This window comes from Microbacterium sp. LjRoot45, assembly GCF_964253325.1.
GTDB lineage: Bacteria > Actinomycetota > Actinomycetes > Actinomycetales > Microbacteriaceae > Microbacterium.
On record NZ_CAXUQM020000001.1, the window covers coordinates 2973734 to 3000247 of the forward strand.

The 26514-nt window shown below is 72.1% G+C and carries 26 protein-coding genes; 16 read left to right on the plus strand and 10 right to left on the minus strand.

The annotated features are described in order from the left end of the window. Nucleotides 1-3: 3 nt before the first annotated feature. The gene (locus tag ACSQ18_RS14055) at nucleotides 4-1806 is read right to left on the minus strand and encodes an alpha/beta fold hydrolase (RefSeq protein ID WP_436038034.1); all 1803 of its coding nucleotides are present in this window, start codon (nucleotides 1804-1806) and stop codon (nucleotides 4-6) included. Nucleotides 1807-1857: 51 nt separating this feature from the next. On the opposite strand from ACSQ18_RS14055, the gene ACSQ18_RS14060 reads away from it, so the two are divergent. Beyond that, nucleotides 1858-3177 carry an MATE family efflux transporter gene (locus tag ACSQ18_RS14060; protein ID WP_436038035.1) on the plus strand — a complete coding sequence of 440 codons (1320 nt, stop codon included), beginning with the start codon at nucleotides 1858-1860 and terminating at the stop codon, nucleotides 3175-3177. 227 nt (nucleotides 3178-3404) lie between these two features. Here ACSQ18_RS14060 and ACSQ18_RS14065 read toward each other — a convergent pair whose 3' ends face one another. Next, nucleotides 3405-4019: a TrmH family RNA methyltransferase gene (locus tag ACSQ18_RS14065; RefSeq protein ID WP_436038453.1), complete on the minus strand. Its 615-nt coding sequence runs from the start codon at nucleotides 4017-4019 to the stop codon at nucleotides 3405-3407. A gap of 447 nt (nucleotides 4020-4466) precedes the next feature. On the opposite strand from ACSQ18_RS14065, the gene ACSQ18_RS14070 reads away from it, so the two are divergent. Both ACSQ18_RS14070 and ACSQ18_RS14075 read left to right on the plus strand, forming a co-directional pair. Beyond that, nucleotides 4467-5741, plus strand: a complete 1275-nt coding sequence (locus ACSQ18_RS14070; protein WP_436038036.1) for an Nramp family divalent metal transporter — start codon at nucleotides 4467-4469, stop codon at nucleotides 5739-5741. 8 nt (nucleotides 5742-5749) lie between these two features. Next, a complete protein-coding gene (locus ACSQ18_RS14075; protein WP_436038037.1) occupies nucleotides 5750-6388 on the plus strand; it encodes a metal-dependent transcriptional regulator in 639 nt (212 codons plus the stop codon). 122 nt (nucleotides 6389-6510) lie between these two features. Here the strand turns inward: ACSQ18_RS14075 and ACSQ18_RS14080 are convergent, their stop codons facing one another. Next, complete coding sequence (locus ACSQ18_RS14080) at nucleotides 6511-7464, minus strand: SDR family NAD(P)-dependent oxidoreductase (protein WP_436038038.1); 954 nt, start codon at nucleotides 7462-7464, stop codon at nucleotides 6511-6513. Between the two features lie 42 nt (nucleotides 7465-7506). Here ACSQ18_RS14080 and ACSQ18_RS14085 point away from each other — a divergent pair, with 42 nt between their 5' ends. Then, nucleotides 7507-8316, plus strand: a complete 810-nt coding sequence (locus ACSQ18_RS14085) for an HAD-IIA family hydrolase (protein ID WP_144806488.1) — start codon at nucleotides 7507-7509, stop codon at nucleotides 8314-8316. 197 nt (nucleotides 8317-8513) lie between these two features. Here the strand turns inward: ACSQ18_RS14085 and pyrE are convergent, their stop codons facing one another. Next, the gene (gene pyrE / locus ACSQ18_RS14090) at nucleotides 8514-9092 is read right to left on the minus strand and encodes an orotate phosphoribosyltransferase (protein WP_144806489.1); all 579 of its coding nucleotides are present in this window, start codon (nucleotides 9090-9092) and stop codon (nucleotides 8514-8516) included. A 136-nt stretch (nucleotides 9093-9228) separates the two neighbouring features. On the opposite strand from pyrE, the gene ACSQ18_RS14095 reads away from it, so the two are divergent. Further along, the gene (locus ACSQ18_RS14095) at nucleotides 9229-10776 is read left to right on the plus strand and encodes a Re/Si-specific NAD(P)(+) transhydrogenase subunit alpha (RefSeq protein WP_436038039.1); all 1548 of its coding nucleotides are present in this window, start codon (nucleotides 9229-9231) and stop codon (nucleotides 10774-10776) included. Then, nucleotides 10773-12188, plus strand: a complete 1416-nt coding sequence (gene pntB, locus ACSQ18_RS14100; protein ID WP_436038040.1) for a Re/Si-specific NAD(P)(+) transhydrogenase subunit beta — start codon at nucleotides 10773-10775, stop codon at nucleotides 12186-12188. The genes ACSQ18_RS14095 and pntB overlap by 4 nt, the downstream gene beginning before the upstream one ends. 12 nt (nucleotides 12189-12200) lie before the next feature. On the opposite strand, the gene ACSQ18_RS14105 is transcribed toward pntB, so the two are convergent. Beyond that, the gene (locus ACSQ18_RS14105) at nucleotides 12201-12746 is read right to left on the minus strand and encodes a hypothetical protein (protein ID WP_436038041.1); all 546 of its coding nucleotides are present in this window, start codon (nucleotides 12744-12746) and stop codon (nucleotides 12201-12203) included. Between the two features lie 38 nt (nucleotides 12747-12784). On the opposite strand from ACSQ18_RS14105, the gene ACSQ18_RS14110 reads away from it, so the two are divergent. Then, nucleotides 12785-13621, plus strand: a complete 837-nt coding sequence (locus ACSQ18_RS14110) for an exodeoxyribonuclease III (protein WP_436038042.1) — start codon at nucleotides 12785-12787, stop codon at nucleotides 13619-13621. Between the two features lie 46 nt (nucleotides 13622-13667). On the opposite strand, the gene ACSQ18_RS14115 is transcribed toward ACSQ18_RS14110, so the two are convergent. Together ACSQ18_RS14115 and ACSQ18_RS14120 are read right to left on the minus strand one after the other, a co-directional pair. Continuing rightward, on the minus strand, nucleotides 13668-14297 hold the full coding sequence (locus ACSQ18_RS14115) for a dihydrofolate reductase family protein (RefSeq protein WP_436038043.1): 630 nt from the start codon (nucleotides 14295-14297) through the stop codon (nucleotides 13668-13670). Between the two features lie 25 nt (nucleotides 14298-14322). Beyond that, the gene (locus ACSQ18_RS14120) at nucleotides 14323-14580 is read right to left on the minus strand and encodes a hypothetical protein (protein ID WP_436038044.1); all 258 of its coding nucleotides are present in this window, start codon (nucleotides 14578-14580) and stop codon (nucleotides 14323-14325) included. 411 nt (nucleotides 14581-14991) lie between these two features. On the opposite strand from ACSQ18_RS14120, the gene ACSQ18_RS14125 reads away from it, so the two are divergent. The 4 genes from ACSQ18_RS14125 to ACSQ18_RS14140 all read left to right on the plus strand — a co-directional run bounded on the left by ACSQ18_RS14125 (nucleotide 14992) and on the right by ACSQ18_RS14140 (nucleotide 19085). Further along, nucleotides 14992-16299, plus strand: coding sequence for a sensor histidine kinase (locus tag ACSQ18_RS14125; RefSeq protein WP_436038045.1), 1308 nt, complete (start codon nucleotides 14992-14994; stop codon nucleotides 16297-16299). Next, nucleotides 16296-16958, plus strand: a complete 663-nt coding sequence (locus ACSQ18_RS14130) for a response regulator (RefSeq protein ID WP_436038046.1) — start codon at nucleotides 16296-16298, stop codon at nucleotides 16956-16958. Before ACSQ18_RS14125 ends, ACSQ18_RS14130 begins: the two co-directional genes overlap by 4 nt. Nucleotides 16959-17106: 148 nt before the next feature. Continuing rightward, nucleotides 17107-17991 (plus strand): ATP-binding cassette domain-containing protein, encoded by an 885-nt coding sequence (locus ACSQ18_RS14135; protein WP_144806497.1) that lies wholly within the window; start codon nucleotides 17107-17109, stop codon nucleotides 17989-17991. Continuing rightward, nucleotides 17988-19085: an ABC transporter permease gene (locus tag ACSQ18_RS14140; protein WP_436038047.1), complete on the plus strand. Its 1098-nt coding sequence runs from the start codon at nucleotides 17988-17990 to the stop codon at nucleotides 19083-19085. Before ACSQ18_RS14135 ends, ACSQ18_RS14140 begins: the two co-directional genes overlap by 4 nt. A 214-nt stretch (nucleotides 19086-19299) precedes the next feature. On the opposite strand, the gene ACSQ18_RS14145 is transcribed toward ACSQ18_RS14140, so the two are convergent. Then, nucleotides 19300-19680 carry a VOC family protein gene (locus ACSQ18_RS14145; RefSeq protein ID WP_436038048.1) on the minus strand — a complete coding sequence of 127 codons (381 nt, stop codon included), beginning with the start codon at nucleotides 19678-19680 and terminating at the stop codon, nucleotides 19300-19302. Between the two features lie 305 nt (nucleotides 19681-19985). Between ACSQ18_RS14145 and ACSQ18_RS14150 the strand changes: the two genes are divergently transcribed. Continuing rightward, entirely contained in the window at nucleotides 19986-20567 is a 582-nt protein-coding gene (locus tag ACSQ18_RS14150) for a nitroreductase family protein (protein WP_436038049.1), read from the plus strand. Between the two features lie 29 nt (nucleotides 20568-20596). Here the strand turns inward: ACSQ18_RS14150 and ACSQ18_RS14155 are convergent, their stop codons facing one another. Then, nucleotides 20597-21094, minus strand: coding sequence for a helix-turn-helix domain-containing protein (locus ACSQ18_RS14155; RefSeq protein ID WP_436038050.1), 498 nt, complete (start codon nucleotides 21092-21094; stop codon nucleotides 20597-20599). A gap of 56 nt (nucleotides 21095-21150) precedes the next feature. Between ACSQ18_RS14155 and ACSQ18_RS14160 the strand changes: the two genes are divergently transcribed. The 4 genes from ACSQ18_RS14160 (at nucleotide 21151) to ACSQ18_RS14175 (ending at nucleotide 25631) form a co-directional block, all read left to right on the plus strand. Beyond that, nucleotides 21151-22515 carry an MFS transporter gene (locus ACSQ18_RS14160; RefSeq protein WP_436038052.1) on the plus strand — a complete coding sequence of 455 codons (1365 nt, stop codon included), beginning with the start codon at nucleotides 21151-21153 and terminating at the stop codon, nucleotides 22513-22515. A gap of 68 nt (nucleotides 22516-22583) precedes the next feature. Continuing rightward, nucleotides 22584-23801, plus strand: a complete 1218-nt coding sequence (locus ACSQ18_RS14165) for a type III polyketide synthase (RefSeq protein ID WP_436038053.1) — start codon at nucleotides 22584-22586, stop codon at nucleotides 23799-23801. After that, nucleotides 23798-24490, plus strand: a complete 693-nt coding sequence (locus ACSQ18_RS14170; protein WP_436038054.1) for a methyltransferase domain-containing protein — start codon at nucleotides 23798-23800, stop codon at nucleotides 24488-24490. Before ACSQ18_RS14165 ends, ACSQ18_RS14170 begins: the two co-directional genes overlap by 4 nt. Next, the gene (locus ACSQ18_RS14175; RefSeq protein ID WP_436038055.1) at nucleotides 24483-25631 is read left to right on the plus strand and encodes an FAD-dependent oxidoreductase; all 1149 of its coding nucleotides are present in this window, start codon (nucleotides 24483-24485) and stop codon (nucleotides 25629-25631) included. Before ACSQ18_RS14170 ends, ACSQ18_RS14175 begins: the two co-directional genes overlap by 8 nt. Nucleotides 25632-25652: 21 nt before the next feature. Here the strand turns inward: ACSQ18_RS14175 and ACSQ18_RS14180 are convergent, their stop codons facing one another. After that, entirely contained in the window at nucleotides 25653-26510 is an 858-nt protein-coding gene (locus ACSQ18_RS14180; RefSeq protein WP_436038056.1) for a UbiA family prenyltransferase, read from the minus strand. Nucleotides 26511-26514: the final 4 nt, after the last annotated feature.

Sequence of the window (26514 nt, forward strand, 5' to 3'; positions counted from 1 at the left end):
GCGTCACGGTGACGGGATCTCGGTCTGACGGCATCCGGATTCCACCGGCTCGCCCGCGAAGCGGTCGGCCGTCCACGCGAGGAGCTCCTCGCGCAGCGGCGACGACTTCAGCTCGACGATCTGCGTGTGACCGAATCCGTCGTACAGGCGGTAGTCGAGCAGCTGCCCGGCCTCGCAGTAGCGGTCGACGAGGCTGAGCTGCGTCGACGGACGCACGATTCCGTCCGTGCTCCCCTGCGCGATGAGGAGCGGGGCGGACACGGTCGGCGGCGGAGTGTTCTCGCGCAGATGACGCCCGAGCGGGCCGGACGTCGGCGACGTCGCGAAGATCTCCGGATCGCCGGACAGGCCGAGCGCGGCGAGCGCCGACACGATCGTGCCGGGGTCGCTCAGACACCGCTCCGACATCGCGCGGACCGTCACCACCGCCCCCGGGCGAAGGTACTCGCGGGAGGAGACGTCGTCGTAGATCGCCTCGTACGACGCGAAGGCGAAGGAGCCGAAGATGCTGCCGCCCGTCACATCGGTGAGCTGGGAGACGAGCGCGGCCGGATCGGCGGCGGGGGCGAGCGCCGCGACGCCGCGCAGAACGATCTCCGGCGCATAGGAGCGGGCCAGCGCGCCCGTCCACAGCGCCGCGCCACCGCCCTGAGAGTGGCCCCACACGACGGTGTTCGCACTGAGTCTCGCCTCGTCGAGCTCCTGCGCCGCGCGCACCGCGTCGAGCGACGCGTAGGCGCTGGGAGGCCCGATCAGGTACGGGTGCGGCCCCTCCGTGCCGAGCCCGATGTAGTCGGTCGCCACGAGCGCCCAGCCCTCGTCGATGATCTGCGGGAGCTGGAAGAGCGCGCCCGCCCAGAACGGCTTCTCCAGCAGCGACGGCGCGCAATGCTGCGCGAACCCCGTCGTGCCGTGGTTCCAGTCGATCACCGGCCACGGGCCGTCGCCCTTCCGGGGCGCGACGACGAGTCCGCTCGCCACCCGCACCGCACCGTCGACACCGGTCGTCGTGTACAGGATGCGCCACGCGTTCGCGTCGGCCGGCACCTGATTCTCGAACGGCTCCGCGCGGATGAGGCGGCCCGGTTCGTCGGGGATGTCACGGGGCGCCGCATAGAACTCGTCGACGACCGAGGAACCTTCGCGCAGCGGTGTCGTCACGAGGGCCGTCGTCACCGCCAGCGCCACCGCGCCGAGCGCCACGACCGTGCGGCCCCAGCGGCGGGCGGGGGTGCGCGTGCCCCGCGAGGCGCGGTCGCGTCGCGCGCGCAGCAACGTCCACAGCCCCGAGATCCCCAGCACGAGCAGCCACGCCCCGAAGGCCACCGCCGTCACCAGCAGCGTGATGTCGGGCCACGCGAGGGCCACCGCACCGAAGATCAGTCCGGATGCGCCGAACGCGGCATCCGAGATCCGTTCGTCGAGGCCCCGCCCGCGACGGAACGCGCCCACGACACCCAGGGTGCCTGCCAGGAGGAGCGCACCGCCGACGAGCACCGCCGCGACACGCACCGTCAGGCCCGGCCACACCAGGACGAACACGCCACCCGCCAGCCACACCCCCACGAGAGCGAACCGCCAGCGGGCGCGCGTCGACTCCGCGCGCGCGTCGTCGAAGAACTGCAGGATGCCGGTCAGCACCATGCCGCCGCCCAGCAGGAGCGCCAGCACGTCGAGCGCCGTCGTGGGGCGGATCGCCAGGACCGCACCCAGCACGATCGCCGCGACGTCGAGCACGACGCGAGCCCACGTGGGAAGGCGGCGCCGGAGGCGGGCGACGGGGCGGGAGAGGCGCGACAGCGACATACCCCTCCTCCGCTCGACGTGCGCGTCGTACCTCCAGCCTAGGCTCGTCCCATGGCCGCGCTGACCCTCAACCGGGAGATCCTGCGCCTCGCCGTCCCCGCGCTGGGCGCGCTCGTGGCCGAGCCGATGTTCCTCATCGTCGACGCCGCCCTCGTCGGACACCTGGGCATCGTGCCGCTCGCGGGCCTCGGCATCGCCTCGGCCGTGCTCCAGACGATCGTCGGCCTCATGGTCTTCCTCGCCTACTCGACGACCCCGGCCGTCGCCCGCCGATTCGGCGCGGGCGACCACACGAGCGCGGTGCGCGCCGGGATCGACGGGCTGTGGCTCGCCCTCGGATTGGGGGCGCTCCTCGCCGTCGCCGGCTCCGTCCTCACTCCGACACTCGTCGCGATGTTCGGGGCATCCCCCGATGTCGCCGAGCAGGCGCGGATCTACCTGCAGCTGTCAATGTGGGGACTCCCGGCCATGCTCATCGTCTTCGCGGCGACCGGCCTTCTCCGCGGCATGCAGGACACCGTCACCCCGCTGTGGATCGCGGGCTTCGGGTTCGCCGCCAACGCGCTCCTCAACTGGCTCTTCATCTACGGGTTCGGCTGGGGCATCGCGGGCTCCGCCGCCGGCACCGTCGCCGCCCAGTGGGGCATGGTCGGCGCGTACGCGCTCGTGGTGGGTCGCCTCGCGCGGCGGCACTCGGCATCCGTCCTGCCGCAGCGCGACGGGGTGCGCGGCTCCGCCCGCTCGGGAGGATGGCTGTTCCTGCGCACGGTCTCGCTGCGCGTCGCCCTGCTCGCGACTGTCGCCGTGGCCACCGCGCTCGGCACCGACGAGCTGGCCGGCTGGCAGGTCGCGTTCACGATCTTCTCGACGGCCGCCTTCGCCCTCGACGCGCTCGCCATCGCGGCGCAAGCCCTCATCGGCCGGGGCCTCGGCGCCCGCGACGAGCCCTTCGTGCGACGCGTGCTCGGGCGGACCGTCGCATGGGGCGCGTGGTTCGGCATCCTGGTCGGGGCGCTCATCGCCGCACTGTCAGGCGTGATCGGACTCGCCTTCACGGGGGATGCCGCCGTCGCCGCCCTCGTGCAGCCGGCGCTGCTCGTGCTCGCCGTCGCGCAGCCGGTGTGCGGTGTCGTGTTCGTGCTCGACGGGGTGCTCATGGGGGCGGGCGACGCGAAGTACCTCGCGCTGGCGGGCGTGCTCAATCTGGTGCCGTACGCGCCGGCCCTGGTGCTGGTGGGCGTGCTGCAGCCGGGCGGCGCGGCCGGACTCGCGTGGCTGGCGGCGTGCTTCTTCGGCGTGTACATGGTGGCGCGGCTCGCGACGCTCGGCTGGCGCGTCCGCCGCCCGGAGTGGCTCACCGTCGAGGTGTGACCCCGCGGCCGGGGGGCCGGGGGGGGGCATGTCCCACTTTCGGTCGAAACCGGCATCCCTAAACGACCAGAACGGGGACATGCCCCGCCACCGCCCCAGCCGGGGCACCACCATGTCCCACTTTCGGTCGAAACCGGCATCCCTAAACGACCAGAACTGGGACATGCCCCGCCCAAAAGGGACATGCCCCGGCCGCCACGGTGCGACTCAGCTAGCGCGGCGCGGGGTCAGGCCCAGCGCCGACACCAGTCGTACATGACGACGGCAGCGGCCGCGCTCGCGTTGATCGAGCGCGTCGATCCGTACTGCGTGATCTCGACGACAGCGGATGCCGAGGCCAGCGCCTCCGCGGAGAGTCCGGGACCTTCCTGACCGAACAGCAGCACGCAGCGCTCCGGCAGATCCGCACGATCGAGCGGAACGGAGCCGTCGACGTTGTCGATCGCGACGACGGGGAGATCCGCTCCGGCGGCCCAGGCCGTGAACCCGGCGACGTCTTCGTGGTGACGCACGTGCTGGTACCGATCGGTCACCATCGCGCCGCGGCGATTCCACCGGCGCCGTCCGATGATGTGCACCTCGGCCGCACCGAACGCGTTGGCGCTGCGCACGATCGATCCGATGTTCATGTCGTGCTGCCAGTTCTCGATCGCGACGTGGAACGGATGCCGGTGCTCATCGAGGTCGCCAACGATCGCGGACATCGTCCAGTACCGATACCGGTCGATGACGTTGCGCCGATCGCCGGCCGCGAGCAGCTCGCGGTCGTATCGCTCGTCGTCGGGCCACGGTCCGTCCGCCCACGGCCCGACGCCGACGGGGAGCTCCGGCTCGACCGGCAGCTCCGGCGCGACCTCGGGCTCTGCAGCCTCGGGCGATGCCGGCTCGGGCGGGGTGTGGGGGACGGTCACCGACTCAGGGTATCCAGCGCCGTCGCCACAACTGCGGAATCCTGCGCGGCGCGGACGGCCGCGCCGCCGAAGGACGGCCCGCGCAGCCACGGTAAGCGGACGTAGATCCACCGTTCATCCGGAGTCGTGACCGCGGGGAGTGGGCATCCGGCCCACCGTTCTACCGGAGTTGCGACCGCGGAGCGTGGGCAATCGGCCCAGCGTCCCTCCGGGGTGGCCACTGCGGCTCGTGGCAAACTCCTTCGATCCACCCCGCCCCGCCGCCAGACACCGCGCCCTTCCGCGGGCCGCCCGCACGCCCGCACATGGATCGAAGGAGTTCGCCACATCGGGCCGATTTTTCGGCGACCCGAAAGCACTCCTGCTACAGTTTTCGGTATGCCGAAATCTCCCGTCACCGCACCGTCGCGGCGAACGACGAACGCGCGCCCCGGCCGCGTCGCGTGGCTGCTAGGGCCAGCGCTCGTCGCGGGCGTCGCCTACCTCGACCCCGGCAATGTCGCGAGCAACATGACCGCGGGGGCGCGGTACGGCTACCTCCTGGTGTGGGTCGTCGTGCTGGGGAACGTGCTGGCCTGGCTCATCCAGTACCTGTCGGCGAAGCTCGGGGTCGTCACGGGCCGGAGCCTCGCCGAGACGCTCGGCACACGCCTGCGGAACCGGTGGGGGCGGCGGGCGTACTGGCTGCAGGCGGAGCTGGTGGCGATGGCGACGGATGTCGCGGAGGTCATCGGCGGCGCCGTCGCCCTGTGGCTCCTGTTCGGGGTGCCCCTCCTGTGGGGCGGTCTCGCCACGGGGGCGATCTCGCTCGCGCTCCTGCTGGTGCAGCAGCGGCGCGGGGCGCGCAGCTTCGAGTTCGTCGTGATCGGGTTGCTCCTGGTAATCGCCTTCGGCTTCACGTACGGGGTGTTCGCGTCGCCGCCGGATGCCGCGGGCGTCGCGGGCGGTCTCCTCCCTCGCTTCGAGGGCACCGATTCGGTGCTGCTGGCCGCGTCGATCCTCGGCGCGACGATCATGCCGCACGCGATCTACGCGCACAGCGCCCTCGCCCGCGACCGCTTCACCGCCGCGACGTCCGACCCCGCCGACCGGGCGATCGCGACGCCGCGCCTGCTCCGGGCCACCCGCTGGGACGTCACCATCGCCCTCGCGATCGCGGGCACGGTGAACCTCGCGATCCTGCTCCTCGCGGCGTCGGCGCTCTCGGGCGTCCCCGGCACGGACAGCCTCGAGGGGGCGTATGCGGCGCTCCGCGACGGGATCGGCCCGGTGGTCGCGTCACTGTTCGCGGTGGGGCTGCTCGCGAGCGGCCTGGCGAGCACCGCGGTCGGCGCGTATGCGGGGGCGGAGATCATGCAGGGCCTCCTGCGGGTGCGGGTGCCGCTCCTGGCCCGACGGCTCGTCACGCTCGTGCCGGCGCTCGTCATCCTCGCGTCGGGCGTCGATCCGACCCTCGCCCTCGTGCTGAGCCAGGTGGTGCTGAGTTTCGGCATCCCGTTCGCGCTCGTGCCCCTCGTGGCGCTGACGGCGCGCCGCGACGTGCTGGGCGACTACCGCAATCGGTGGCTGACGACGGCGACGGGCGTGGCGGCATCCGCATTCCTCATCACGCTGAATGTCGTGCTTCTGTGGCTGGTGTTCTCGGGCGGTTAACCTGGAGCGTGCCTTCCGCCGCGGTCGACGACTACCTCAAGACGATCTACCACCACACCGAGTGGCAGACGGCGCACATCACGCCGTCTCAGCTCGCCACCGAACTGGGGCTCGCCCCGTCGACGGTGACCGAGATGGTGCAGAAGCTCGCCGCGCAGGGCCTGGTGTCGCACCGTCCGTACGGGCCGATCGCGCTCACCGCCGAAGGGGAGAAGCGCGCGGCCGCCATCGTGCGGCGCCACCGTCTGATCGAGACGTGGCTGGTGCGGGAGTTCGCGTACGCGTGGGACGAGGTGCACGACGAGGCGGAGGTGCTGGAGCACACGATCAGCGACCGCCTCCTCGAGGGCATCTCGACGCGGCTCGGGCATCCGCGATTCGATCCGCACGGTGATGCGATCCCGGATGCCGAGGGCCGCGTCGACCGGTCGGCGTTCGTGCGTCTCGACGAAGCGGCCGCTGGCCACACCGGCCAGGTGCTGCGCGTGAGCGACCGGGATCCTGCCCTACTACGCGCGCTGGAGCAGGCGGGGATCGACGTGGGGCACACGGTGACGGTGACGGCGGCGGATGCCGTGCGCGTCGACGGCGGTCGCGAACTCACGCTGCCCGACGGCGCGGCGGCCGCCGTGTGGCTCACGGCCTGAGCCGGCCCGCAGGGCATGTCCCACTTTCGGCAGGGCATGTCCCACTTTCGGCTGCTAGAGACGGCCCAGAACGACCGAAACCGGGACATGCTCGACCGCGCCGAGCTCAGCAGAGAGCGTCGTCAGCGCCGACGGGCCTTGCTGGCTTTGAGGTAGGGCCAGACGGTGCCGGTGGCGTGTTCGCAGTAGTTCCACAGGCGCGCGGCGAGGTCGGGTTCGCGGGCGGAGCGGGTGGGGACGGCGAGGCGCGGCGGGCCGGAGAAGCCGCGCGAGGGGCCCCAGAACTGACCGCCCTCGACGAGCGGGTCGACGAGGGCGCGCACGAGCGTCCACGCGCCGTGCTCCTTCGACTGGGTGATGGGCGCCTGCAGGTTCGCCCCGAAGCGCTTGAGCCGACTCGGGGTGTTGACGCCGATGATGCCGCGGGTGCGTCCGCTGATCGAGTAGCCGGGGTGCGCGACGACGCTCTCGATGGGCACGTTCGAGGCCCGCAGGCGCCGATCGGCCTCGAAGCCGAGCGACGCCGTAGCGATCTTGGACTGCACGTACGCCCGCCACGGCGTGTACTCGTTCTGCAGTTCGGGGTCGATGAGCTCCATGGGGGTCAGCCACGTCGACATCGAGCCGACCCACACCATCCGGCCGCGCCCCGCGGCGAGGGCGAGCAGCAGCTCCCCGGCGAGCGCGTAGTGGCCGAGCGCGTTCGTCGCGAACACGATCTCGTGGCCGTCGCGGGTCTCCTCGCGTTCGCGGGGCGGGTGGACGATGCCCGCGTTGAGCAGGAGGCCGTGGAGCCCCGTGCGGCCGCGCGCGGTGGCGGCAGCGGCGCGGACGGAGCCGAGGTTGCTCGTGTCGAGCAGCAGCGTCTCGACGGAGGCGTCGGGATGGTGGCGGATCACGGCGGCGCGAGCTGCGGTGAGGCGATGCGGGTTGCGTCCCGTCATGATGACGTGGCCGCCCGCGCCGGCCACCTGCAGCGAGGAGAAGAAGCCGAGTCCGGCGGTCGCGCCCGTGACGAGGTAGCGCCGGCCCGTCAGGTCGGGCAGGTCGTGCGGGTCCCACTCGTCGCGTGCCACGCAACCGACCTTAGGACGGCTTCGCCCCGATAGGCTGGCCCCATGCGGACACGCGCCGATATCGAGTGCTGGCTCACCGACATGGACGGCGTCCTCGTCCATGAGAACCGCCCCATCCCCGGGGCCGCGGAGCTTCTGGCGCAGTGGCGCGCAACGGGCACCCCGTTCCTCGTGCTGACGAACAACCCGTTCTACACGCCGCGCGATCTGAGCGCGCGCCTGGCCCGCTCGGGGCTGAAGGTGCCGGAGGACCGCATCTGGACGTCGGCGCTCGCGACGGCGGAGTTCCTGAAGTCGCAGCACCCCGGCGGCACGGCGTTCGTCATCGGCGAGGCGGGGCTCACGACCGCGCTCCACGAGGCCGGTTTCGTCATGACCGAGACCGATCCCGACTACGTGGTCGTCGGCGAGACGCGCAATTACTCGTTCGACCGCATCACGCAGGCCATTCGCTTCATCAACGCGGGTGCGCGTTTCATCATCACCAACCCGGATGCCACGGGCCCGACGCCGTCGGGTGTCGTCCCCGCGACGGGGTCGTTCGCGGCGCTCATCACGCACGCGACGGGCAAGGCGCCCTACGTCGTGGGCAAGCCGAACCCGATGATGTTCCGCTCCGCGATGAACCGGATCGGTGCACACTCGGAGAACACGGGCATGATCGGCGACCGCATGGACACCGACGTCATCGCCGGCATCGAGGCGGGCCTCCACACGATCCTCGTCCGCACCGGCATCTCCGACGACGCGGAGATCGAGCGCTACCCGTTCCGTCCGGACGAGATCCTCGACTCGGTCGCCGACCTGCTGGCATCCGAGCCCGTCGAGTCCGAGATGCCCGAGCTGCTGTAAGGCCCGAGCGGCCGTGAACGAGGGGATGCCATGAACGAGTTCGAACAGACGCTGCTGTTCGCCGCGACCGGCGTCGTCATGGTCGGCACGGTCATCGTGCTCGCCGTGCAGTTCTTCCGCAACCGCGGCAACGACGACTGACGCGCGACTGACGCGCGCGGCTCAGGGGCGAGGGCTGCCGCCGGAGCGGCGGCGCCTCACTGCGGCTGCAGGCCGAGGTCGTCGAGGTCGATGGCGGCGAGCCACGTGAGTCCCGCCGCCTCGACGGCCGCCTGCGCGCCGGTCTTGCGGTCGACGATCACGGCGACGGCGACCGGCTCGGCGCCTTCGCGGCGCAGCGCCTCGACCGCCTTGAGGGCGGACTGCCCGGTGGTGGAGGTGTCTTCGACCACGACGACGCGCTTGCCGACGACGTCGGCGCCTTCGACCTGACGGCCGCGCCCGTGGTCCTTCGGCTCCTTGCGCACGACGAAGGCATCGAGCGGGGTGTCGGTGCGCGCCGACTCGTGCATGACCGCGTTGGCGATCGGGTCGGCGCCGAGCGTGAGCCCGCCGACCGCCACGATGCCGTCGACGTCGCGGATGAGGTCGAGCATGATGCGCCCGATCGCGGGTGCGGCACGGTGGTCGAGCGTCAGTTTGCGCATGTCGACGTAGTACGAGGCCTTCTTGCCGCTGGACAGCGTGAAGTCGCCGTGGAAGACGGCCTCCTCGCGGATCAGGCCGATGAGGGACTGACGGTCGGCTTCGAGCGCGGGGGTGGAGGCGGCGGTCATGCCCCCGAGTCTATTGAGCAAGAACCGCCGTTTTTCACGTGACTTTTGCGCCGGCACGGTGGACACGGGGCCTAGAGTCGGGAAAGTCGCCGTCGCCGACTCCCGAGGCACCGCGACCGGCACCAGAAGGAGCACCATGGCCCGCATCGCCGTCGTCGCGGAGCAGCACGGGGAGACGCGGGTCGCCGCGACACCTCAGACCGTCGTCAAGATCCGGGGCCTCGGCCACGAGGTCGTCGTCGAGCGTGGTGCGGGGGCGACGTCGTCGTTCCCCGACAGCGCCTACGTCGAAGCCGGTGCGACCCTCGTCGACCGCCGCGAGGCGTGGGGGTCCGACGTCGTGCTGACCGTGGGCGCGCCGACGGATGCCGACATCGCCCTGCTCCGCTCGGGCGCCACCCTCGTGGGGCTCCTGAGTCCGGCCTTCCGCCCCGACCTCCTCGAGCGTCTCGCCGCTCACGGCGTGACGGCGCTCGCGATGGATGCCGTGCCCCGCATCTCGCGGGCGCAGTCGATGGACGTGCTGAGCTCCATGGCCAACATCGCCGGCTACCGCGCCGTCGTCGAAGCGGCGCACGAGTTCGGCCGCTTCTTCACCGGCCAGGTCACCGCCGCGGGAAAGGTGCCGCCGGCGAAGGTGCTGGTGGCGGGGGCGGGTGTCGCCGGACTGGCCGCGATCGGCGCGGCATCCAGTCTCGGCGCGATCGTGCGGGCCACCGACCCGCGCCCCGAGGTCGCCGACCAGGTGCGCTCGATCGGCGGCGAGTACCTCGAGGTCGTCGTGCCCGACGAGCACAAGGAGGTGTCGTCCGACGGTTACGCGAAGGCGACCAGCGAGGCGTACGACCGTCGCGCGGCCGAGATCTACTCGGAGCAGGCGGCCGACGTCGACATCGTCATCACCACCGCCCTCATCCCCGGCCGCGCGGCGCCGGTGCTGCTGACCGCCGCCGACGTGGCGTCGATGAAGCCCGGCTCCGTCATCGTCGACATGGCGGCGGCGCAGGGCGGGAACGTCGTCGGATCGGTCGCGGGCGAGCGCGTCGTGACGGAGGGCGGCGTCGTCATCCTCGGCTACACCGACCTGCCAGGGCGCCTGCCGCAGCAGGCGTCGCAACTGTACGGCACCAACCTCGTCAACCTCCTCGCGCTGCTCACCCCGGGCAAGGACGGCGCGCTCGTCCTCGACCACGACGACGTCGTGCAGCGGGCCGTGACGGTCACCCACGACGGCACCGTCACGTGGCCGCCGCCTCCCGTCCAGGTCTCGGCCGCACCCGCGCCCGCCGCCGCGGCCGAGGTCGCCGCTCCGACGCCTCGCCGCACGCTGTCGCGGCGCGGAAGGACGGCCCTCACCGCCGTAGGTATCGCCGCGCTCTTCCTCGTGTGCGCCGTCGCGCCGCCACCCCTGCCGCAGCACTTCCTCGTGCTGACGCTCGCGGTCGTCGTCGGCTTCTACGTCATCGGCAAGGTCGCCCATGCCCTCCACACGCCCCTCATGAGCGTCACCAACGCGATCAGCGGCATCATCGTCGTCGGCGCGATGGTGCAGATCACCGGCGACGACCCGCTCGTGCGCGTCCTCGCCGCGATCGCGGTGCTCGTGGCATCCATCAACGTCTTCGGCGGATTCGCCGTCACCCGGCGCATGCTCGCCATGTTCCAGAAGGGGGCCGACAAGTGACCCTCGATCTCGCGTCTTCCGTCGCGGCCGCCGCCTACGTCGTCGCGGCGCTGCTGTTCATCCTGAGCCTGGCCGGCCTGTCGACCCACGCGTCCTCGCGGCGCGGGGTGGGCTTCGGCATCGCGGGCATGACGATCGCGCTCGTGGCCACCGTGTGGGTCACCGCGGCAGGCGCGTGGGGTTCCCCGGGAGCCACGATCGGTCTCGTGCTGCTGATCGGAGCGGTCGCGATCGGCGGCGCGATCGGATTGTGGCGCGCCCGCATCGTCGAGATGACCGGGATGCCGGAGCTCATCGCCCTGCTCCACTCCTTCGTGGGCCTGGCCGCGGTGCTCGTCGGCTGGAACGGACACCTGGCGGCGGCAGACGTGCCCGCCGAACTCGTCGACATCCACCACGCCGAAGTGTTCATCGGCGTCTTCATCGGCGCGGTCACCTTCACCGGGTCGATCGTCGCGTTCCTCAAGCTCTCGGGGCGGATGAGCTCCAAGCCCCTCATGCTGCCCGGCAAGAACGCCCTCAACGTGGGCGCTCTCGTCGCCTTCGTCGCCCTGACCGTCTGGTACGTCGTCGTGCCGTCGATCTGGCTGCTCGTCGCCGTCACCGTGCTCGCCCTCGCGCTCGGGTGGCACCTGGTCGCGTCGATCGGCGGCGGCGACATGCCCGTCGTCGTCTCCATGCTCAACAGCTACTCGGGATGGGCGGCGGCCGCCGCGGGTTTCCTGCTCAACAACGACCTGCTGATCGTCACCGGCGCCCTCGTCGGCTCCTCCGGTGCCTACCTCTCGTACATCATGTGCAAGGCGATGAACCGGTCGTTCCTGTCGGTGATCGCGGGCGGGTTCGGCATCGAGGCTCCCCGCGGCGGCGACGAGGAGCAGGGCGAGCACCGCGAGATCGACGCCGCCGGCGCCGCCGACCTCCTGGCATCCGCGTCGACGGTCATCATCACGCCCGGGTACGGCATGGCCGTCGCGCAGGCGCAGTACCCGGTCGCCGAGCTGACGGCGGCGCTGCGCTCCCGCGGGATCGAGGTGCGCTTCGGCATCCATCCCGTCGCCGGCCGACTCCCGGGGCACATGAACGTGCTGCTGGCCGAGGCGAAGGTGCCGTACGACATCGTGCTCGAACTCGACGAGATCAACGACGACTTCGCGGCGACCGACGTCGTCCTCGTGATCGGGGCGAACGACACCGTCAACCCCGCCGCCGCGGAAGACCCCGGCTCCCCCATCGCGGGAATGCCGGTGCTGCACGTCTGGGAGGCGGCGAACGTCATCGTCTTCAAGCGGTCGATGGCCTCGGGCTACGCCGGTGTGCAGAATCCGCTGTTCTTCCGCGAGAACACGCAGATGCTCTTCGGCGACGCGAAGGAGCGGGTCTCCGACATCCTGACCGCGCTCTCCGCCTGAGCCCGGGCACGCTCAGCGGGAGAGGAACGGGTGAGGCCACGCGCCCAGGGCGATGACGGCGAGCACGACCTGCACCGTGCCCGTCACGAAGTAGACGCCGTGCAACGGCGACCACACCAGCAGCAGAGAGATCTCGACGAAGATCCAGACCATCATCACGATCCCCGCCGCCGCATGGAGCCCCCACGCGAGGCGGTAGCGCGCGTGATGGGCGCCGAGCGCGACCGCCTGCGCCCCGCCGACCACCACCCCCAGCACGATGCCCGGCCAGACGTAGGAGTCGAAGGGCGTCGCCTCCAACCACTCCAGCGGGATGCCGAGACCCCCGCCGAACGTGAGGCCCGCGCATCCGACGAGCGCCGAGACGGCCTGGAACCACGCCACCGCGAGCAACCCCGCCCGCACTCCGCGGGAGACGGCGGACACGGGCGGAGGAACCGCTGCGGACATGCCGCCGACGCTACCCGCCGCGGGCGCCGGCTCCCGCCGCTCGCGCCGGGAGTATCCGCCGCCCGCCGTCACGGCCGGCCCTTCGGCCTCGGCGGTGGCGAGGGACACGGACGGCGACGTCGGCGACGGCCAATACGCTGGATGCCATGCGCCTCGCCACCTGGAACGTCAACTCGATCCGCGCCCGCGTCGCCCGCACCGTCGACTTCGCCGTGCGCGAGCACATCGACGTGCTCGCGATGCAGGAGATCAAGTGCAAGCCGGAGCAGTTCCCCTACGCGGAGTTCGAGGCCGCGGGGTACACGGTCGAGGCGCACGGCCTGAACCAGTGGAACGGCGTCGCGATCGCGAGCCGCGAGCCCATCGAGGATCTGCAGATCGGGTTCCCCGGCATGCCCGGGTTCGCGAAGGGTCACGACGGACCCGACGCCCCGCAGGAGGCCCGTGCGATCGGCGCGACGATCGGCGGCGTCACGGTGTGGAGCCTCTACGTTCCCAACGGCCGGTCGCTCGACGACCCCCACTTCCGCTACAAGCTCGACTGGCTCGAAGCCCTGCGCGGTTACACCGCCGAGACGCTCGCGGCATCCCCCGACCTCGCCCTCGCGCTCACAGGCGACTTCAACATCGCGCCGACGGATGCCGACAACGGCGACCCCACGGTGATCGAAGGCGTGACCACCCACGTGTCGCCTCCGGAGCGTGCCGCGTTCCAGGCGCTCCTCGGCGCCGGGCTGTCCGACACCGTGCGCCCGCTCGTACCGACCGGCTACACCTACTGGGACTACAAGCAGTTGCGCTTCCCCCGCAATGAGGGCCTGCGCATCGACTTCATCCTGGGATCCCACGCGTTCGCCGACGCCGTCGTCGATGCCGCGATCCACCGCGAGGAGCGCAAAGGCGAGATCCCCAGCGACCACGTCCCCGTGGTCGTCGACCTCGACCTCGACGGCGCCGACGACGATCGGCCGATGATCTTCTGACGCCGCGCTCCGGCATGGGCCGTGGCGCCGGGGCCTGTTCGCCGGGTCAGTCGTCGCGCGGGTCGATGTCGGCCATCCGCGGCCGGCCTGCCGGGCCGTAACGGAGGAGCACGGCCCCGGTGCCCGCCGCGAGCGGTGGTTCCTGGAGCACGAGCTGCCCTGGGGCGATCCCCTCGGCGAAGAGCCGCTTGCCCTCGCCCAGCACGACGGGGAAGATCCACAGGTTGAGCACGTCGAAGAGCTGGGCGTCGATCAGGGTGCGAGCGAAGTCGAGGCTGCCGACGACGTGGATCTCGCGGTGACGCTCCTTCAGCGCCGCGACCTCGGCAAGTGTGTCGGGGCCCAGCTGCTCCGATCCTTCCCACTCCAGAGCCGGCCGACCGCGTGACGCGACGTACTTGGGCACGCTGTTGAACTTCGCGGCGATCGGATTCGCGGCGCCGTCGCCGTACGACGGCCAGTACGGAGCCCAGATGTCGTAGGTCTTCCGTCCGAGCAGCAGCGCGTCGAGCGCCTCTATCCCGGCCATGATCTCGCGCCCCACGACATCGTCGGTGAGAGGGCCCTGCCACCCGCCGTGGCGGAACCCGCCCGAGGTGTCCTCCGTGGGACCGCCGGGACCCTGCCCTACGCCGTCGAGCGTGCTGAACACGTCGATGACGATGCGCCCGGTCATGCCCGGCGCTCCCCGCGTCGGAGGTTCACGGCATCCGCCCGAGCCGCCACTGCTTCGCGTAGCTGGAGCCGACGGCGAAGAGGGAGACGCCGATCAGTCCGATGAGCGGGGCGACCCACCAGAACATGAAGCCGGCGCTGTCGCCCGACCACGGCATCATGCCCTGGGCGCTCCACAACACGACCATCGCGACGGCGGCCACGACGAGCACCGTCGCCGCGACACTCGAGACGATCGCTCCCACGAGGTTCCATGCGCCCCGCGCGCCCGGCTGCTCTGCCATGCCCCGACAGTATCGGCCGGCGCGCTGCACCACCAGGGCAGGCCGTGAGGCCGGGCCGGGGCCGGTCGGGGTGGAGCGAGCGGTGGCAGGGCGGAGCGATGGCCGGTTGCGGAGCGGGGCCGGGGTCGTATGCCGGGTCGCGCGCGCATGTGCTCCGCCGCCGGCGTGGGTAACTCCTTCGATCCGTCGACGGCTCGGATGCCGCAGCGCGTGTTTCCGGGCCAAGCCACCGCCCCGCGCGACGAATCGAAGGAGTTCGCCACACCGTGCCCACGTGCCCGAGCCGCGCTCACGCCACCCGCACCCCCGCGCCCCAGCACCCCCGCACCCCCGCACCCGCCCCGCCCCACGCGCCCGCGGCTCCGTCTCACGGGGGAGGTCGCACCGGCGCCTCCCCCGTACCGTGGAGGCATGAGCTCCCCCGACTCAGCGCCCCTCACCGGCGGCGCCACCTCGCGCGCCCCGATCTCCCGGCGGGACGTGTGGCTCGCCGCCGGTCTGTTCGTCGCCGCGATCGTGAGCGCCTGGCTCGGTCAGGTGGCCGGCTTCTACGGCGAGGAGTCGCCGCCCTTCGCGTGGTCGCTCGTGTACGCCGCCGTGCTGACGCTGCCGATCGCGCTCCGCCGCCGGCACCCCGAGATCGTGCTCGTCGTCGTGGCGATCGCCTTCTTCGTCGGGGTCACCCTCCGCATCCCGGAGGTGTACGTCGCGAACGTGTCGCTGTTCCTCGCGATGTACACGGTCGGCGCGTACGTCGCCGACCGGCGTCGGGCGACCCTCGTGCGGCTCGCCGTCATCGTCGGGATGTTCGTGTGGCTCCTCGTCACGACGTTCCAGGCGGCGACCGAACCCGGCGACGACGGCTTCTCCCGCGCCGGACTGTTCTCCCCGTTCGCGGCGTGGATCCTCATCCAGTTCCTGGTGAACGCCGCGTTCTTCGGCGGCGCGTACTTCTTCGGAGAGCGCGCGTGGGCCGACGCCCAGTCGCGCCGCGCCCTCGAGGAGCGCACGGCCGAGCTCGAGCGCGAACGGGAGTTGACGGCGGCGCAGGCCGTCGCCCTCGACCGCGTGCGCATCGCGCGGGAACTCCACGACGTCGTCGCCCATCACGTCTCCGCCATGGGGGTACAGGCGGGGGCGGCGCGGGCCGTGCTCGACCGCGACCCCGAGGCGGCCCGCACCGCCCTGGCCGCGGTGGAGACCTCCGCGCGCGGCGCGCTCACCGACCTCCGGAACCTCCTCGACACGCTGCGCACTTCGGATGCGACGGATGCCGACGGCACCGACAGTCCGGCATCCACCGTCCGCCTGGTCGCCCTTCCCGACCTGGTCGCGCACGCGACGGCGAACGGGCTCCCGACGACGCTGTCGGTGGTCGGCGAACCGCTGGACGCACCGGATCTCGTGCAGGTGAACCTGTACCGGATCGCCCAGGAGGCCCTGACGAACGCGCGTCGGCACGGCGGTCCGGGCGCTACCGCGGACGTGCGACTGCGCTACGGCGTCGACGTGATCGAACTCGACGTGTCCAGCACGGGCGTCGTCCGCGGGGGCGGGCGGCCCGGGCTGGGGCTCGTCGGCATGCGGGAGCGGGCCACGGCATCCGGGGGCGTGCTCGACGCCGGACCGCGGCCCCGTGGCGACGGCTGGCTCGTGCGCGCGCGAGTGCCGGTCTCGGCCCGCGTGACCGCCGCGGGGGCCGCGAGGGCCGCGCGATGAGCGCCGTGCGGGTGCTGCTGGTCGACGACCACGCCGTCATGAGGGCGGGGTTCCGGATGATCCTGGAGAGCCAGGAGGGGATCGTCGTGGTCGGAGAGGCGGCGACGGGCATCGAAGCCGTCACCGCCGCGGCGCGACTGAGCCCCGACGTGATCTGCATGGACGTCCAGATGCCCGACATGGACGGGCTGGAGGCCACTCGGCGGATCGTCGCCGATCCGGCGGTCGCGGCATCCGTCGTCATCGTCACCACCTTCGACCGCGACGACTACCTGTTCCAGGCGCTCGCGGCGGGGGCGAGCGGCTTCCTGCTGAAGAACGCCGGACCGGAGGAGCTGATCGCCGCGGTGCGCGTCGCGGCAGCCGGCGACGCCCTGCTCGCGCCGGCCGTGACGCGGCGCGTGATCGAGAGGTTCGCCGCGGGTGCCACCCCGCCGGAGCCCGCCGCCGCACCGGCGCCTCCGCCGATCGATCTCACCGAGCGCGAAGCGGAGGTGCTGCGGCTGCTCGCGCAGGCGCGCAGCAACGCGGAGATCGCGCAGGAGCTGTACATCGGCGAGGCGACGGTGAAGACGCACGTGTCGAACGTGCTGCAGAAGCTCGGCGCGCGCGATCGCGTGGCCGCCGTCGTCTTCGCCCACCGGCACGGTCTGGCCTGACCCTCGCTCACTCCGCCGCACTCCGCCACCCTCCGCCGCACTCCGCCGCACTCCGCCACCCGATGGAGACGCGGATCTCCCCCACCGGGCGGAGGCGACCGCACGCGCCGCTCCGTAGCGTGGAACCACACCACCTGAGGAGGAGCGCATGCTCGAACTGAGCGGGATCACCAAGAGCTACGGCGGGCGCCGTGTGCTCGACGACGTCGGCTTCACCGTCGCTCCGGGCCGGCTCACCGGCTTCGTCGGCGGCAACGGCGCCGGAAAGACCACCACGATGCGGATCGTGCTGGGCGTGCTCGCCCGCGACGGCGGCACCGTCACGCTCGGCGGCGAGCCCGTGACCGCGAGCGACCGCCGGCAGTTCGGCTACATGCCCGAGGAGCGCGGCCTGTACCCGAAGATGCGGGTGCTGGAGCACATCGTGTACCTCGCGCGGCTCCACGGGTTCTCCAAGGCGGATGCCACGTCGCGCGCGACCGTGCTCCTCCAGGACCTGGGCCTCGGCGAGCGGCTGAACGACAACATCGAGACGCTGTCGCTGGGCAACCAGCAGCGTGCGCAGATCGCCGCCGCGCTCGTCCACGACCCGAAGGTGCTCATCCTCGACGAGCCGTTCTCGGGACTCGATCCGCTCGCCGTCGACGTCGTCGCCGCGGTGCTGCAGGCCCGCGCCGCCGAAGGCACTGCGGTGCTGTTCTCCTCGCACCAGCTCGACGTCGTCGAGCGCCTGTGCGACGACCTCGTCATCATCGCGGGCGGCACGATCCGCGCCTCGGGCACGCGGGAGGGCCTGCGAGCGCAGCACGCGCAGCGCAGGTTCGAGCTCGTTTCGACAGGGGATGCCGGCTGGCTCCGCGACGAGCCGGGCATCGAGGTGCTCGAGTTCGACGGCGGGTACGCGCTCTTCGACGCCGACACCGAGGAGGCCGCGCAGCGCGTGCTCCGCCGCGCCGTCGACGCGGGCGACGTCGCCAGCTTCGCCCCCCGCCATCCGTCCCTCGCCCAGATCTTCAAGGAGGTCATCCAGTGACCGCGTCCGCCCCCTCCTTCGCCCAGAGCGTCTGGCTCGTCACCGAGCGCGAGATCGGCTCGAAGCTGCGCAGCAAGGCGTTCCTCATCTCGACGGGCATCCTGTTCGTGATCGCCCTGGCATCCGTCGTCTGGGGTGGCATCTCGGCCGGTGCCGACAACCGCATCCCCGTCGCCGTGACACCGCAGACGTCGTCGGCCGTCGCGCCGTATGCCGACGCCCTGGAGGTGACGGAGGCGACGGATGCCGACACCGCGCGCGACCTGGTCCGCGCCGGCGACGTCGATGCGGCACTCGTGCCCTCCGACGCGGCCGGCGACACCTTCGGCTTCACGGTGGTCGCTGACGAGGCGCCGCCGAGCGGGCTGCTTCAGCTCCTGAGCATCACGCCGACCGTCGAGCTGCTCGACACCGGTGGCGTCGATTGGGCGCTGCGGTACTTCGTGGCCCTCGGGTTCGGGCTCATCTTCTTCATGGCCGCGCTGACGTTCGGATCGACCATCGCGCAGAGCGTCGTGGAGGAGAAGCAGACGCGAGTGGTCGAGCTGCTGATCTCCGCGATCCCCACCCGCGCCCTGCTGGCGGGCAAGGTGCTCGGCAACACGGTGCTCGCGATGGGTCAGATCATCGGGCTCGCGGCGATCGCGATCGTCGGCCTCACGGTCACCGATCAAGGTGCGCTGCTGACGGGGCTCGGGGCTCCGCTCGTGTGGTTCGCGGTCTTCTTCCTGTTCGGCTTCATCCTGCTGGCGTCGCTGTTCGCGGCGGCGGCGGCGATGGTGTCGCGTCAGGAGGACATCGGCTCCACGACGACCCCGCTCACCTTCCTCGTGATGGCGCCGTACTTCCTGGTGATCTTCTTCAACGACAACCCCGTCGTCATGACGGTCATGTCGTACGTGCCGTTCTCGGCGCCGGTGGGGATGCCGGTGCGCATCTTCCTCGGCGAGGCGCAGTGGTGGGAGCCGCTCGTGTCGCTGGCGATCCTGCTCGCGACGTGCGCGGCCGCCATCGCGGTCGGGGCGAAGATCTACGAGAACTCGCTCCTGCGGATGGGCGCCCGCGTGAAGCTCGCGGAGGCGCTGAAGGCCTGACGCGCGGCGCGGCGTTTCGTCTCTGCGTTTCGTCTCTGCGTTTCGACTCGCTGCGCTCGCTCAACGACCGAGCAGCGACCGGTGGGGTGCCGCTCCCGAGGGCGGTGCCCCACCGGTCGTTGAGCGAGGATCGCAGCGACGAGACGAAACGCCACCCGATAGGCGGTGCCCCACCGGTCGTTGAGCGAGGAGCGCAGCGACGAGACGAAACGCCTCAGTCGACGAGTACCGACAGTACGTTGCCCGCCGGGTCGCGGAACCACGCGATGTCCGGCCCGCCGTTGCCGCGGGCGATGCCCCGCTCGTCGGTGCCGAAGTCGGGGTCGGTGTAGATCTTGGTCTCCACCCCCGCCGCCTGCAGCGCATCGACGGCGACGTCGATGTCGTCGACCACGAAGTTCAGGATCGTGAAGGTGGCCGGCTCGTGATCGTCCTTCGGGTAGGCGATCGCGTGTCCGCCTCCGGGGAGCGAGATGTCGAGGATGCCCATGCTGTTGCTCTCGACCGTGAGGCCGAGGACATCGCGGTAGAACGTCTCCGCGGCGGGGATGTCGTTCACGGAGAACCCCGAGAACGATGAGACGAACGCGACCATTTCTCCTCCTTGAGGTACGGCGCTGAGATGCGTCGACGATGTCAGCCTGTCGTTCCCGGCGCGGCGGCGCCAGGGGTGTGCCGTTTCGGTGCAGTGACTCGGCTCCGCGTTTCGACTCTGCGTTTCGACTCTGCGTTTCGACTCGCTGCGCTCGCTCAACGACCGGGCGGGGTGCGTTTCGGTGCTGCGTTTCGACTCGCTGCGCTCGCTCAACGACCGGGCGGTGGGAACAGAACGGCATCCCATGCGGTTGCATACACGTGGACGATGGCGTCCGACCGTACTGGAAGACCCGAGGAGACGCCATGAGCACCATCACCGTCCACACCGCCCAGACCGACGCCGAGATCCTCGACGTCATGGCCGAACGCTGGAGCACCCGCGTGTTCGACCCCGAGACGCCGATCGACGAAGCCGCGCTGAGCAGCGCCCTCGAGGCGGCCCGCTGGGCACCGTCGGCCAACAACACGCAGCCGTGGCGCTTCGTCGTCGCGCGACGCGGCTCCGACGCCCATGCCGCGATCGTCGCGTCGCTCATGGGCTTCAACCAGGCGTGGGCCGCCGACGCTGCCGCGCTCGTGGTGTTCGCCACGACGACCTCGATCGAGGGCAAGCCCCTCGCCTGGGCGTCGTACGACGCGGGACAGGCCGCCGCCTACTTCACGATCCAGGCGCACGCCTCCGGCCTGCACACCCACCAGATGGGCGGATTCGATCGCGCCGCGATCGCGGAGGCCTTCGGATTCGGCGACGACCTCGCCGCCGTGACCGTCATGGCCGTCGGTGCGCTCGGCGACCTCGACGGTGCTCCGGAAGCACTGCGGGAGCGCGAGCTCGCCCCGCGCACGCGACTGCCCCTCTCGACCCTCGTGGTCGCCGGCGGCTGAGACCGCCCGAACCTCGGCCCCCGGCGGCTTCAGTCCTGGCGGGGGTTGAGGTCGGGGTGGAGGATCATCGTCAGCGAGTAGGCCTCGCCGTCCGGATCGGGCGGGAGGTCTTTGTAGCGGTCGAAGAGCGCCACGATCTCTTCGCTGAGTGCCGCCTGGTGCTCGGCGGACAGCCGCAGCCCGAGCCAGGCGAGCTGCACTCGTCCGGGGTCGGCGAGCGCGACCTGCTGCCGCACGGTCTCCATCATGACGGGCACCGCCTCGTCCATCGGCGCGTTCCACGATCGCCCCGTCGCCAGATACGGCACCTCGCGGGCGCCTTTCGCGCCGGCGCGGGCCGGCTGCGCTTCCAGGAAGCCGGCGTCGACGAGGGTGCGCACGTGGTGGAGCATCGTGCCCGGGTTGACCCCCAGCAGTTCCGCGAGCTGCTTGTTCGTGCGCGCGTCGAAGCGACAGAGGCGAAGGATGCGCAGGCGCAGGGGCGAGCTCAATGCCCGCGCGGTCGTCTGGACCGTGTCGTCGTCCATGCGGCCATGGTAGCGCGCGATTGACTTCTCTCAATCACTCGGCAACACTGATTGGCATGTCCCAATCGGAGTCGCCCGAGACCATCGCGGCAGCCCGCGCCGAGTCGCCGTCCGGCATGTCGCGCGCCGACGCCGGCGATGCCGTCGAGGCCGATCAGGGAGCACCCCCGGCCCCGGGCCCCCGCGGGTCGCTGTGGCGCGACGGCAACTTCCTGACCATGTGGGGCGGCCAGGCGCTGAGCCAGTTCGGGTCGCAGATCACCGAGCTCGCCCTCCCCGTGCTCGCCGTGCTGCTGCTCCAGGCCACGGAGGCGCAGGTCGGCTACCTCAACGCGGCGGCCATGGCGGCCTTCCTCCTCGTCGGCCTTCCCGCCGGGGCGTGGATCGACCGCATGCGCAAACGCCACGTCATGATCTGGGCGGATGCCGTCCGCGCGCTCGCCCTGTCGGCGGTACCCGTGCTCTACCTCACCGGTCACCTCGAGATGTGGCACCTGTACGCCGTCGCGCTCGTCGTGGGGATCGCCACCGTCTTCTTCGACGTGTCGTACCAGTCGATCGTCCCCTCGCTCGTCCGCCCCGACCAGATCGCCGAGGCGAACGGCAAGCTCGAGTCGACGCAGCAGATCGCCGGTCTCAGCGGTCCCGCCGTCGCCGGCTGGCTGGTCGGCATCCTCACGGCGCCGCTCGCGATCCTCACGACGGTCGGCACGTACGTGGCATCCCTCATCGCCCTGCTGCGCACCCGCGATCACGAGCAGCTGCGCGCGCCGGAGGACCACGCCCCGCTCCACCGCGAGATCGCAGAGGGCCTCCGCTGGGTGTTCGGCAACCCGTTCCTGCGCCGCATCGTGGGGACGACGGGCATCTCGAACCTCTTCAGCACGTTCATCTTCACGCTCATGCCGATCTACTACCTGCGCATCATCGGCTTCACGCCGGAGGTGATGGGGCTCGTCTTCTCGCTGGGGGCCGTCGGCGGCCTGCTCGGCGCGATCGCGACCCCGCGCATCGTGGCGCGCGTGGGCGAGGGGCGCGCCATCCCACTGAGCGCGATCGCCTTCAGCCTCTCGGTGATCCCGTTCCCGCTCGCGGTGCTCCTGCCGACGCCCGGGGCCTTCGCGCTGCTGGTCGTGCAGGGATTCGTCATGAGCTTCGCGGTGCTCGTCTACAACATCACGCAGGTGACGTTCCGGCAGCGGATCACCCCCTCGCGCCTTCTCGGCCGCATGAACGCGTCGATCCGGTTCTGCGTGTGGGGCGTCATGCCGCTGTCCGCCCTGGCCGCGGGCTGGCTGGGCACGTGGCTCGGGACGGTCCCCGCCCTGTGGATCGGTGCCGCCGGCTCGGTGCTGTCGGCGCTGCCGGTGGTCATCGGACCGTTCTGGCGCACGCGCGACCTCCCGCCCGGCATCCGCTGACGCACAACTGATCCGCTGACGCGCGCAACCCCCGTGCCGGAATCCGCGCGACCCGGTTACGGTGAACCATGCCCGCCCGCATCCTGTCGATCGGCACCGCCGTTCCCCCGACGCGCCTGCCGCAGCAGCACGTCCGCGACCTGTTCGCATCGCAGCCCGGCATCGACCGGCTGACCCGACGGCTCGTGCACGCCGCGTTCGACGCCGCGGCGATCGACACGCGCCATACGGTCCTGTCCGGGTTCCTCCCCGACGACGGCGAGACGTCGACGGATGCCGACAGCCGCTTCCCGGTCCTGGATGCCGACGGCGCTCTCCTCACGCCGTCGACGGGTGCCCGCAATGCGGAGTACGTGCGGGCCGCACCGCCGCTGTTCGCCGAAGCGGCGCGCGCCGCGCTCGCCGACGCCGCGGTGGCAGCCGACGAGGTCACGCACGTCGTCACCGTCTCGTGCACGGGCCTGTTCGCGCCGGGACCGGATTACCGGCTCGTCCGCGACCTCGGCCTCCCGGCCGCGGTCCAGCGGTTCCATCTCGGATTCGTGGGCTGCGCCGCAGCGCTCCCGGCGCTCCGTCTCGCGTCGGCGCTGAGCGCGGCGGATGCCGAGGCGGTCGTGCTGGTCGTGTGCGGTGAGCTGTGCACGCTGCACTTCCGCCCGTCCGCCGATCCGGAGCAGATCGTGGCCGCCTCGGTGTTCGCCGACGGCGCGGCCGCGGCCGTCGTGAGCGCGCGGCCCGACCTTCCCGGGCGCACGATCCGACCGTCGCTCGAACTCGGCCGCTTCGGCACGACGCTCACCTCCGAGGGCGAGCAGGACATGGCGTGGACCATCGGCGACGCGGGCTTCGAGATGACCCTGTCGGCGGAGGTCCCCCGCATCATCGGCCGCGAGATCCGCGCGGCGGTCGGCGCGTTCCTGGCCGGCGAGACGCCGACGACCTGGGCGGTGCACCCGGGTGGCCGCAGCGTGCTTGATCGCGTCGAGTCGGGGCTGGACCTTGCGCCCGATGCGCTCGCGGCATCCCGCGCCGTACTGCGCACGCACGGGAACATGTCGAGCGCGACCATCCTCTTCATCCTGAGGACGCTCATGGACGGCCCGCCGTCCGAGACGCTCGCCGCGCTCGCGTTCGGCCCCGGCCTGACGGTCGAGTCGGCGCTGCTCACGCGCCGCGCGTCGCCCGTCACGTCCGCACCCGTCGCACCGGTGTCGGTCGCGTCGGCGTCGGTCGAGTCGGCGCCCGTCGCGTCGGGGCCTGTCGCCGGGGTGGCGGCGAAGGTATGAGCCTGCGCGAGCGCGACACCGTCGTGCGCGAGCTCATGGACGATCCCGACTGCGACCCCGCACGCCTGGCGGCGACGCTCCGCCGTTTCGACACCGTGAACCGGCTCATCTCGGGGTGGGGCCGGGTGTACCGCCGCGTGCTGGCGCCGCACCTCGCCACCCTCGGGCGTCCCGCGCGGGTGCTCGACCTCGGCTCTGGCGGCGGCGACGTCGTATCCCGGCTCGCCGCCCTCGCCCGCCGCGACGGTCTCGACGCGACGTGGCTCGGCGCCGACCCCGACCCGCGGGCGCACGCCGTGGCATCCGCTCGCTCGCAGCCCGGCGTCGACTTCCGGTGCGCCGACTCGGCCGAGCTGCTCCGCGAGGGTGCCGCGTTCGACGTCGTGCTGTCGAACCACGTCCTCCACCACCTCGACGCGCCCGGGCTCGCGGCGTTCGCCGCCGATTCGCTCGCGCTCTCCCGAGGACCGGTGCTCCACGCCGACATCCGGCGCTCCCCCGCCGCGTACGCGCTCTACGCGGTGGGCATCACGCCGCTCGCGCCGGGGACGTTCCTGCGCACCGACGGGCTCCGCTCCATCCGCCGCAGCTACCGCCCCGCCGAGCTCGGCGCCGCCCTGGGGAGCTGCTGGACCGTCCACCAGCCGGCACCGTTCCGGCTCCTCGCGGTGGGGGCCGGTCGTGCCTGACGTCGTCGTGATCGGGGCGGGACCGGTCGGCATCCTGCTGTCTGCCGAGCTCGCCCGCAGGGGCATCGACGTCGTCACCCTCGAGCGTCGGCCCGAACCGGGTTCACGGTCACGGGCCATCGGGCTCCACGCGCCCGTGCTCGCCGCGCTCGAGCACAGCGGCACGACCGACCGCATCCTCGCCACGGCGACGCGCGTCGACCGCGGCGAGTGTCGCACCGACGGACGCGTGCTCGGCGTCGTGCGGTTCGACGCCCTGTCCGCGCGGTTCCCCTTCGTCGCGACCCTTCCGCAGCCCGCGACCGAGGCCGCTCTCGCCGTCGGCGCGCCCGAGGTGGTGCGCGGGGCGACCGTGACGAGTGTGCGGACGGTCGCCGGACACGTGCGCGTGCGGGCGCAGACCGCCTCGGGAGAGCAGGAGTGGGATGCCACGGCAGCGGTCGTGGCATCCGGCGCGGGCGGACGCGACCTCGTCTACCGCCCGGGTGCGGTCGCGGTGCGGACGTACGCCGACCGCTACCTGATGGCCGACGCGGACGTCGCGCCGCGCCCCGACGCCGAGGTCGCGGTCGTCCACCTCTCGCGCGGCGGCGTGCTGGAGTCGTTCCCGCTCCCCGGCGGCAGGCGGCGCTTCGTCGCGTGGGACGGCCGCGGCGACGACACCGACACCACCGACGCCGAGCGCGACGAACGGCTGCGGGCCGCGATGCGCACGAGGGGCGAAGCGGATGCCGCGGCGCTCGTGTCCGGTGCGACCTCGTTCCGGGTGCGGCGGGTGGTCGCTCCCCGGTTGCGTCGCGGCGGCGTGTTCGTGGTGGGCGACGCGGCGCACGAAGTGAGCCCCATCGGGGGCCAGGGGATGAACCTGGGGCTGCTCGACGCGGCCGGGCTCGCGCCGCTGCTCGCGCGGTGGATCGCGACGGGCGACGCACCCGAGACGGAACTCGACCGGTGGGAGCGCCGGCGGGTGCGGTCGGCGCGCATCGCCGCCGCGATCGCGAGCGCCAACACGGCTCTCGGCCGCCCGGGAGCCTCCGGCATCCACGGGGTGCGGTCGGGGGTGCTGGGTGCGGCGCTCTCGGGCGCCGGGGGGCGCCTCTTCGCGCACGCCTACGCGATGGGGTTCGACCGGGGCGCGTGACCGCGCTCGCCAGGGAGCGGTTCAGACCGCGGCGGTCGCGACCAGTTGGACCGCCAGGAGCAGCGCCGCCAGCATCGTGAGCCGGAAGAGCGCGCGGGTGGGGCGACGCGTGAGGGCCAGCACGAGGGTCGCGCCGGCGACGATCGCCACGGCGGCGAAGAACGCGACGGCCACGGGCCCGACCCCGGCGGCGCCCTGCAGCGCTGGACCGAGCAGCACAGGCCCGAGAAGCACGGCGAGCGCGCCGACGAGGATGCCGATCACCGCCAGGATCACCGCCCACCGCACTCCCAGCCGGTGCGGGAGACCGCGCACGCCCGTCTGTGCGTCGTCGTCGAGATCGGGAAGCACGTTGGTGAGGTGCACGGCGGCGCCGAGCGCGGCGCCCGTGACCGTCGCCCAGGGCGACGCGAAGGCGGGTGAGGAGGCGGAGAGGGTCGCGAGCGAGGGGAACAGCCCGAAGCTCACGAGGAAGGGGGCGATCGAGACCGGCGTGTTCTTCAGCCCCGCGTTGTACGCCCAGGCCGAGGCGAGCGCGAGCGCATGGACGGCGGCCATGACCAGCCCCAGCGCGGCCGAGGCGACGAGCGCGACGAGCACGAGCAGGCCGGCGGCCGTCCAGGCGGTACGCACCGAGACGTCGCCGCGGGCGATCGGCTTGTCCGTCCTCCCGACGGCGCGATCGCGGGCCGCGTCGATCGCGTCGTTCGAGATGCCCACGGAGAGCTGGCCGGCGAAGACGGCGAACGCGAGGACGACCACCCGCCAGGGCTCGAGCCCCGCCGCGACCCCCAACGCGACGGCGAGCGCGGTCACGACGAGGGTCGGTCCGGGGTGCGACGCTCCCCACAGGGCGCGCAGTCGCGACGGCGCTGTCATGCGT

Bases quoted from the DNA above. Each gene is read 5' to 3' on its own strand.
- ACSQ18_RS14150 (WP_436038049.1), top strand. From the start codon at position 19,986: ATGAGCACCATCACCGTCCACACCGCCCAGACCGACGCCGAGATCCTC.
- ACSQ18_RS14145 (WP_436038048.1), bottom strand. From the start codon at position 19,680: ATGGTCGCGTTCGTCTCATCGTTCTCGGGGTTCTCCGTGAACGACATC.
- ACSQ18_RS14070 (WP_436038036.1), top strand. From the start codon at position 4,467: ATGCCGAAATCTCCCGTCACCGCACCGTCGCGGCGAACGACGAACGCG.
- ACSQ18_RS14125 (WP_436038045.1), top strand. From the start codon at position 14,992: ATGAGCTCCCCCGACTCAGCGCCCCTCACCGGCGGCGCCACCTCGCGC.
- ACSQ18_RS14155 (WP_436038050.1), bottom strand. From the start codon at position 21,094: ATGGACGACGACACGGTCCAGACGACCGCGCGGGCATTGAGCTCGCCC.
- pyrE (WP_144806489.1), bottom strand. From the start codon at position 9,092: ATGACCGCCGCCTCCACCCCCGCGCTCGAAGCCGACCGTCAGTCCCTC.
- ACSQ18_RS14095 (WP_436038039.1), top strand. From the start codon at position 9,229: ATGGCCCGCATCGCCGTCGTCGCGGAGCAGCACGGGGAGACGCGGGTC.
- ACSQ18_RS14120 (WP_436038044.1), bottom strand. From the start codon at position 14,580: ATGGCAGAGCAGCCGGGCGCGCGGGGCGCATGGAACCTCGTGGGAGCG.
- ACSQ18_RS14085 (WP_144806488.1), top strand. From the start codon at position 7,507: ATGCGGACACGCGCCGATATCGAGTGCTGGCTCACCGACATGGACGGC.
- ACSQ18_RS14160 (WP_436038052.1), top strand. From the start codon at position 21,151: ATGTCCCAATCGGAGTCGCCCGAGACCATCGCGGCAGCCCGCGCCGAG.
- ACSQ18_RS14110 (WP_436038042.1), top strand. From the start codon at position 12,785: ATGCGCCTCGCCACCTGGAACGTCAACTCGATCCGCGCCCGCGTCGCC.
- ACSQ18_RS14055 (WP_436038034.1), bottom strand. From the start codon at position 1,806: ATGTCGCTGTCGCGCCTCTCCCGCCCCGTCGCCCGCCTCCGGCGCCGC.
- ACSQ18_RS14060 (WP_436038035.1), top strand. From the start codon at position 1,858: ATGGCCGCGCTGACCCTCAACCGGGAGATCCTGCGCCTCGCCGTCCCC.
- ACSQ18_RS14165 (WP_436038053.1), top strand. From the start codon at position 22,584: ATGCCCGCCCGCATCCTGTCGATCGGCACCGCCGTTCCCCCGACGCGC.
- ACSQ18_RS14135 (WP_144806497.1), top strand. From the start codon at position 17,107: ATGCTCGAACTGAGCGGGATCACCAAGAGCTACGGCGGGCGCCGTGTG.
- ACSQ18_RS14115 (WP_436038043.1), bottom strand. From the start codon at position 14,297: ATGACCGGGCGCATCGTCATCGACGTGTTCAGCACGCTCGACGGCGTA.
- ACSQ18_RS14180 (WP_436038056.1), bottom strand. From the start codon at position 26,510: ATGACAGCGCCGTCGCGACTGCGCGCCCTGTGGGGAGCGTCGCACCCC.
- ACSQ18_RS14130 (WP_436038046.1), top strand. From the start codon at position 16,296: ATGAGCGCCGTGCGGGTGCTGCTGGTCGACGACCACGCCGTCATGAGG.
- ACSQ18_RS14170 (WP_436038054.1), top strand. From the start codon at position 23,798: ATGAGCCTGCGCGAGCGCGACACCGTCGTGCGCGAGCTCATGGACGAT.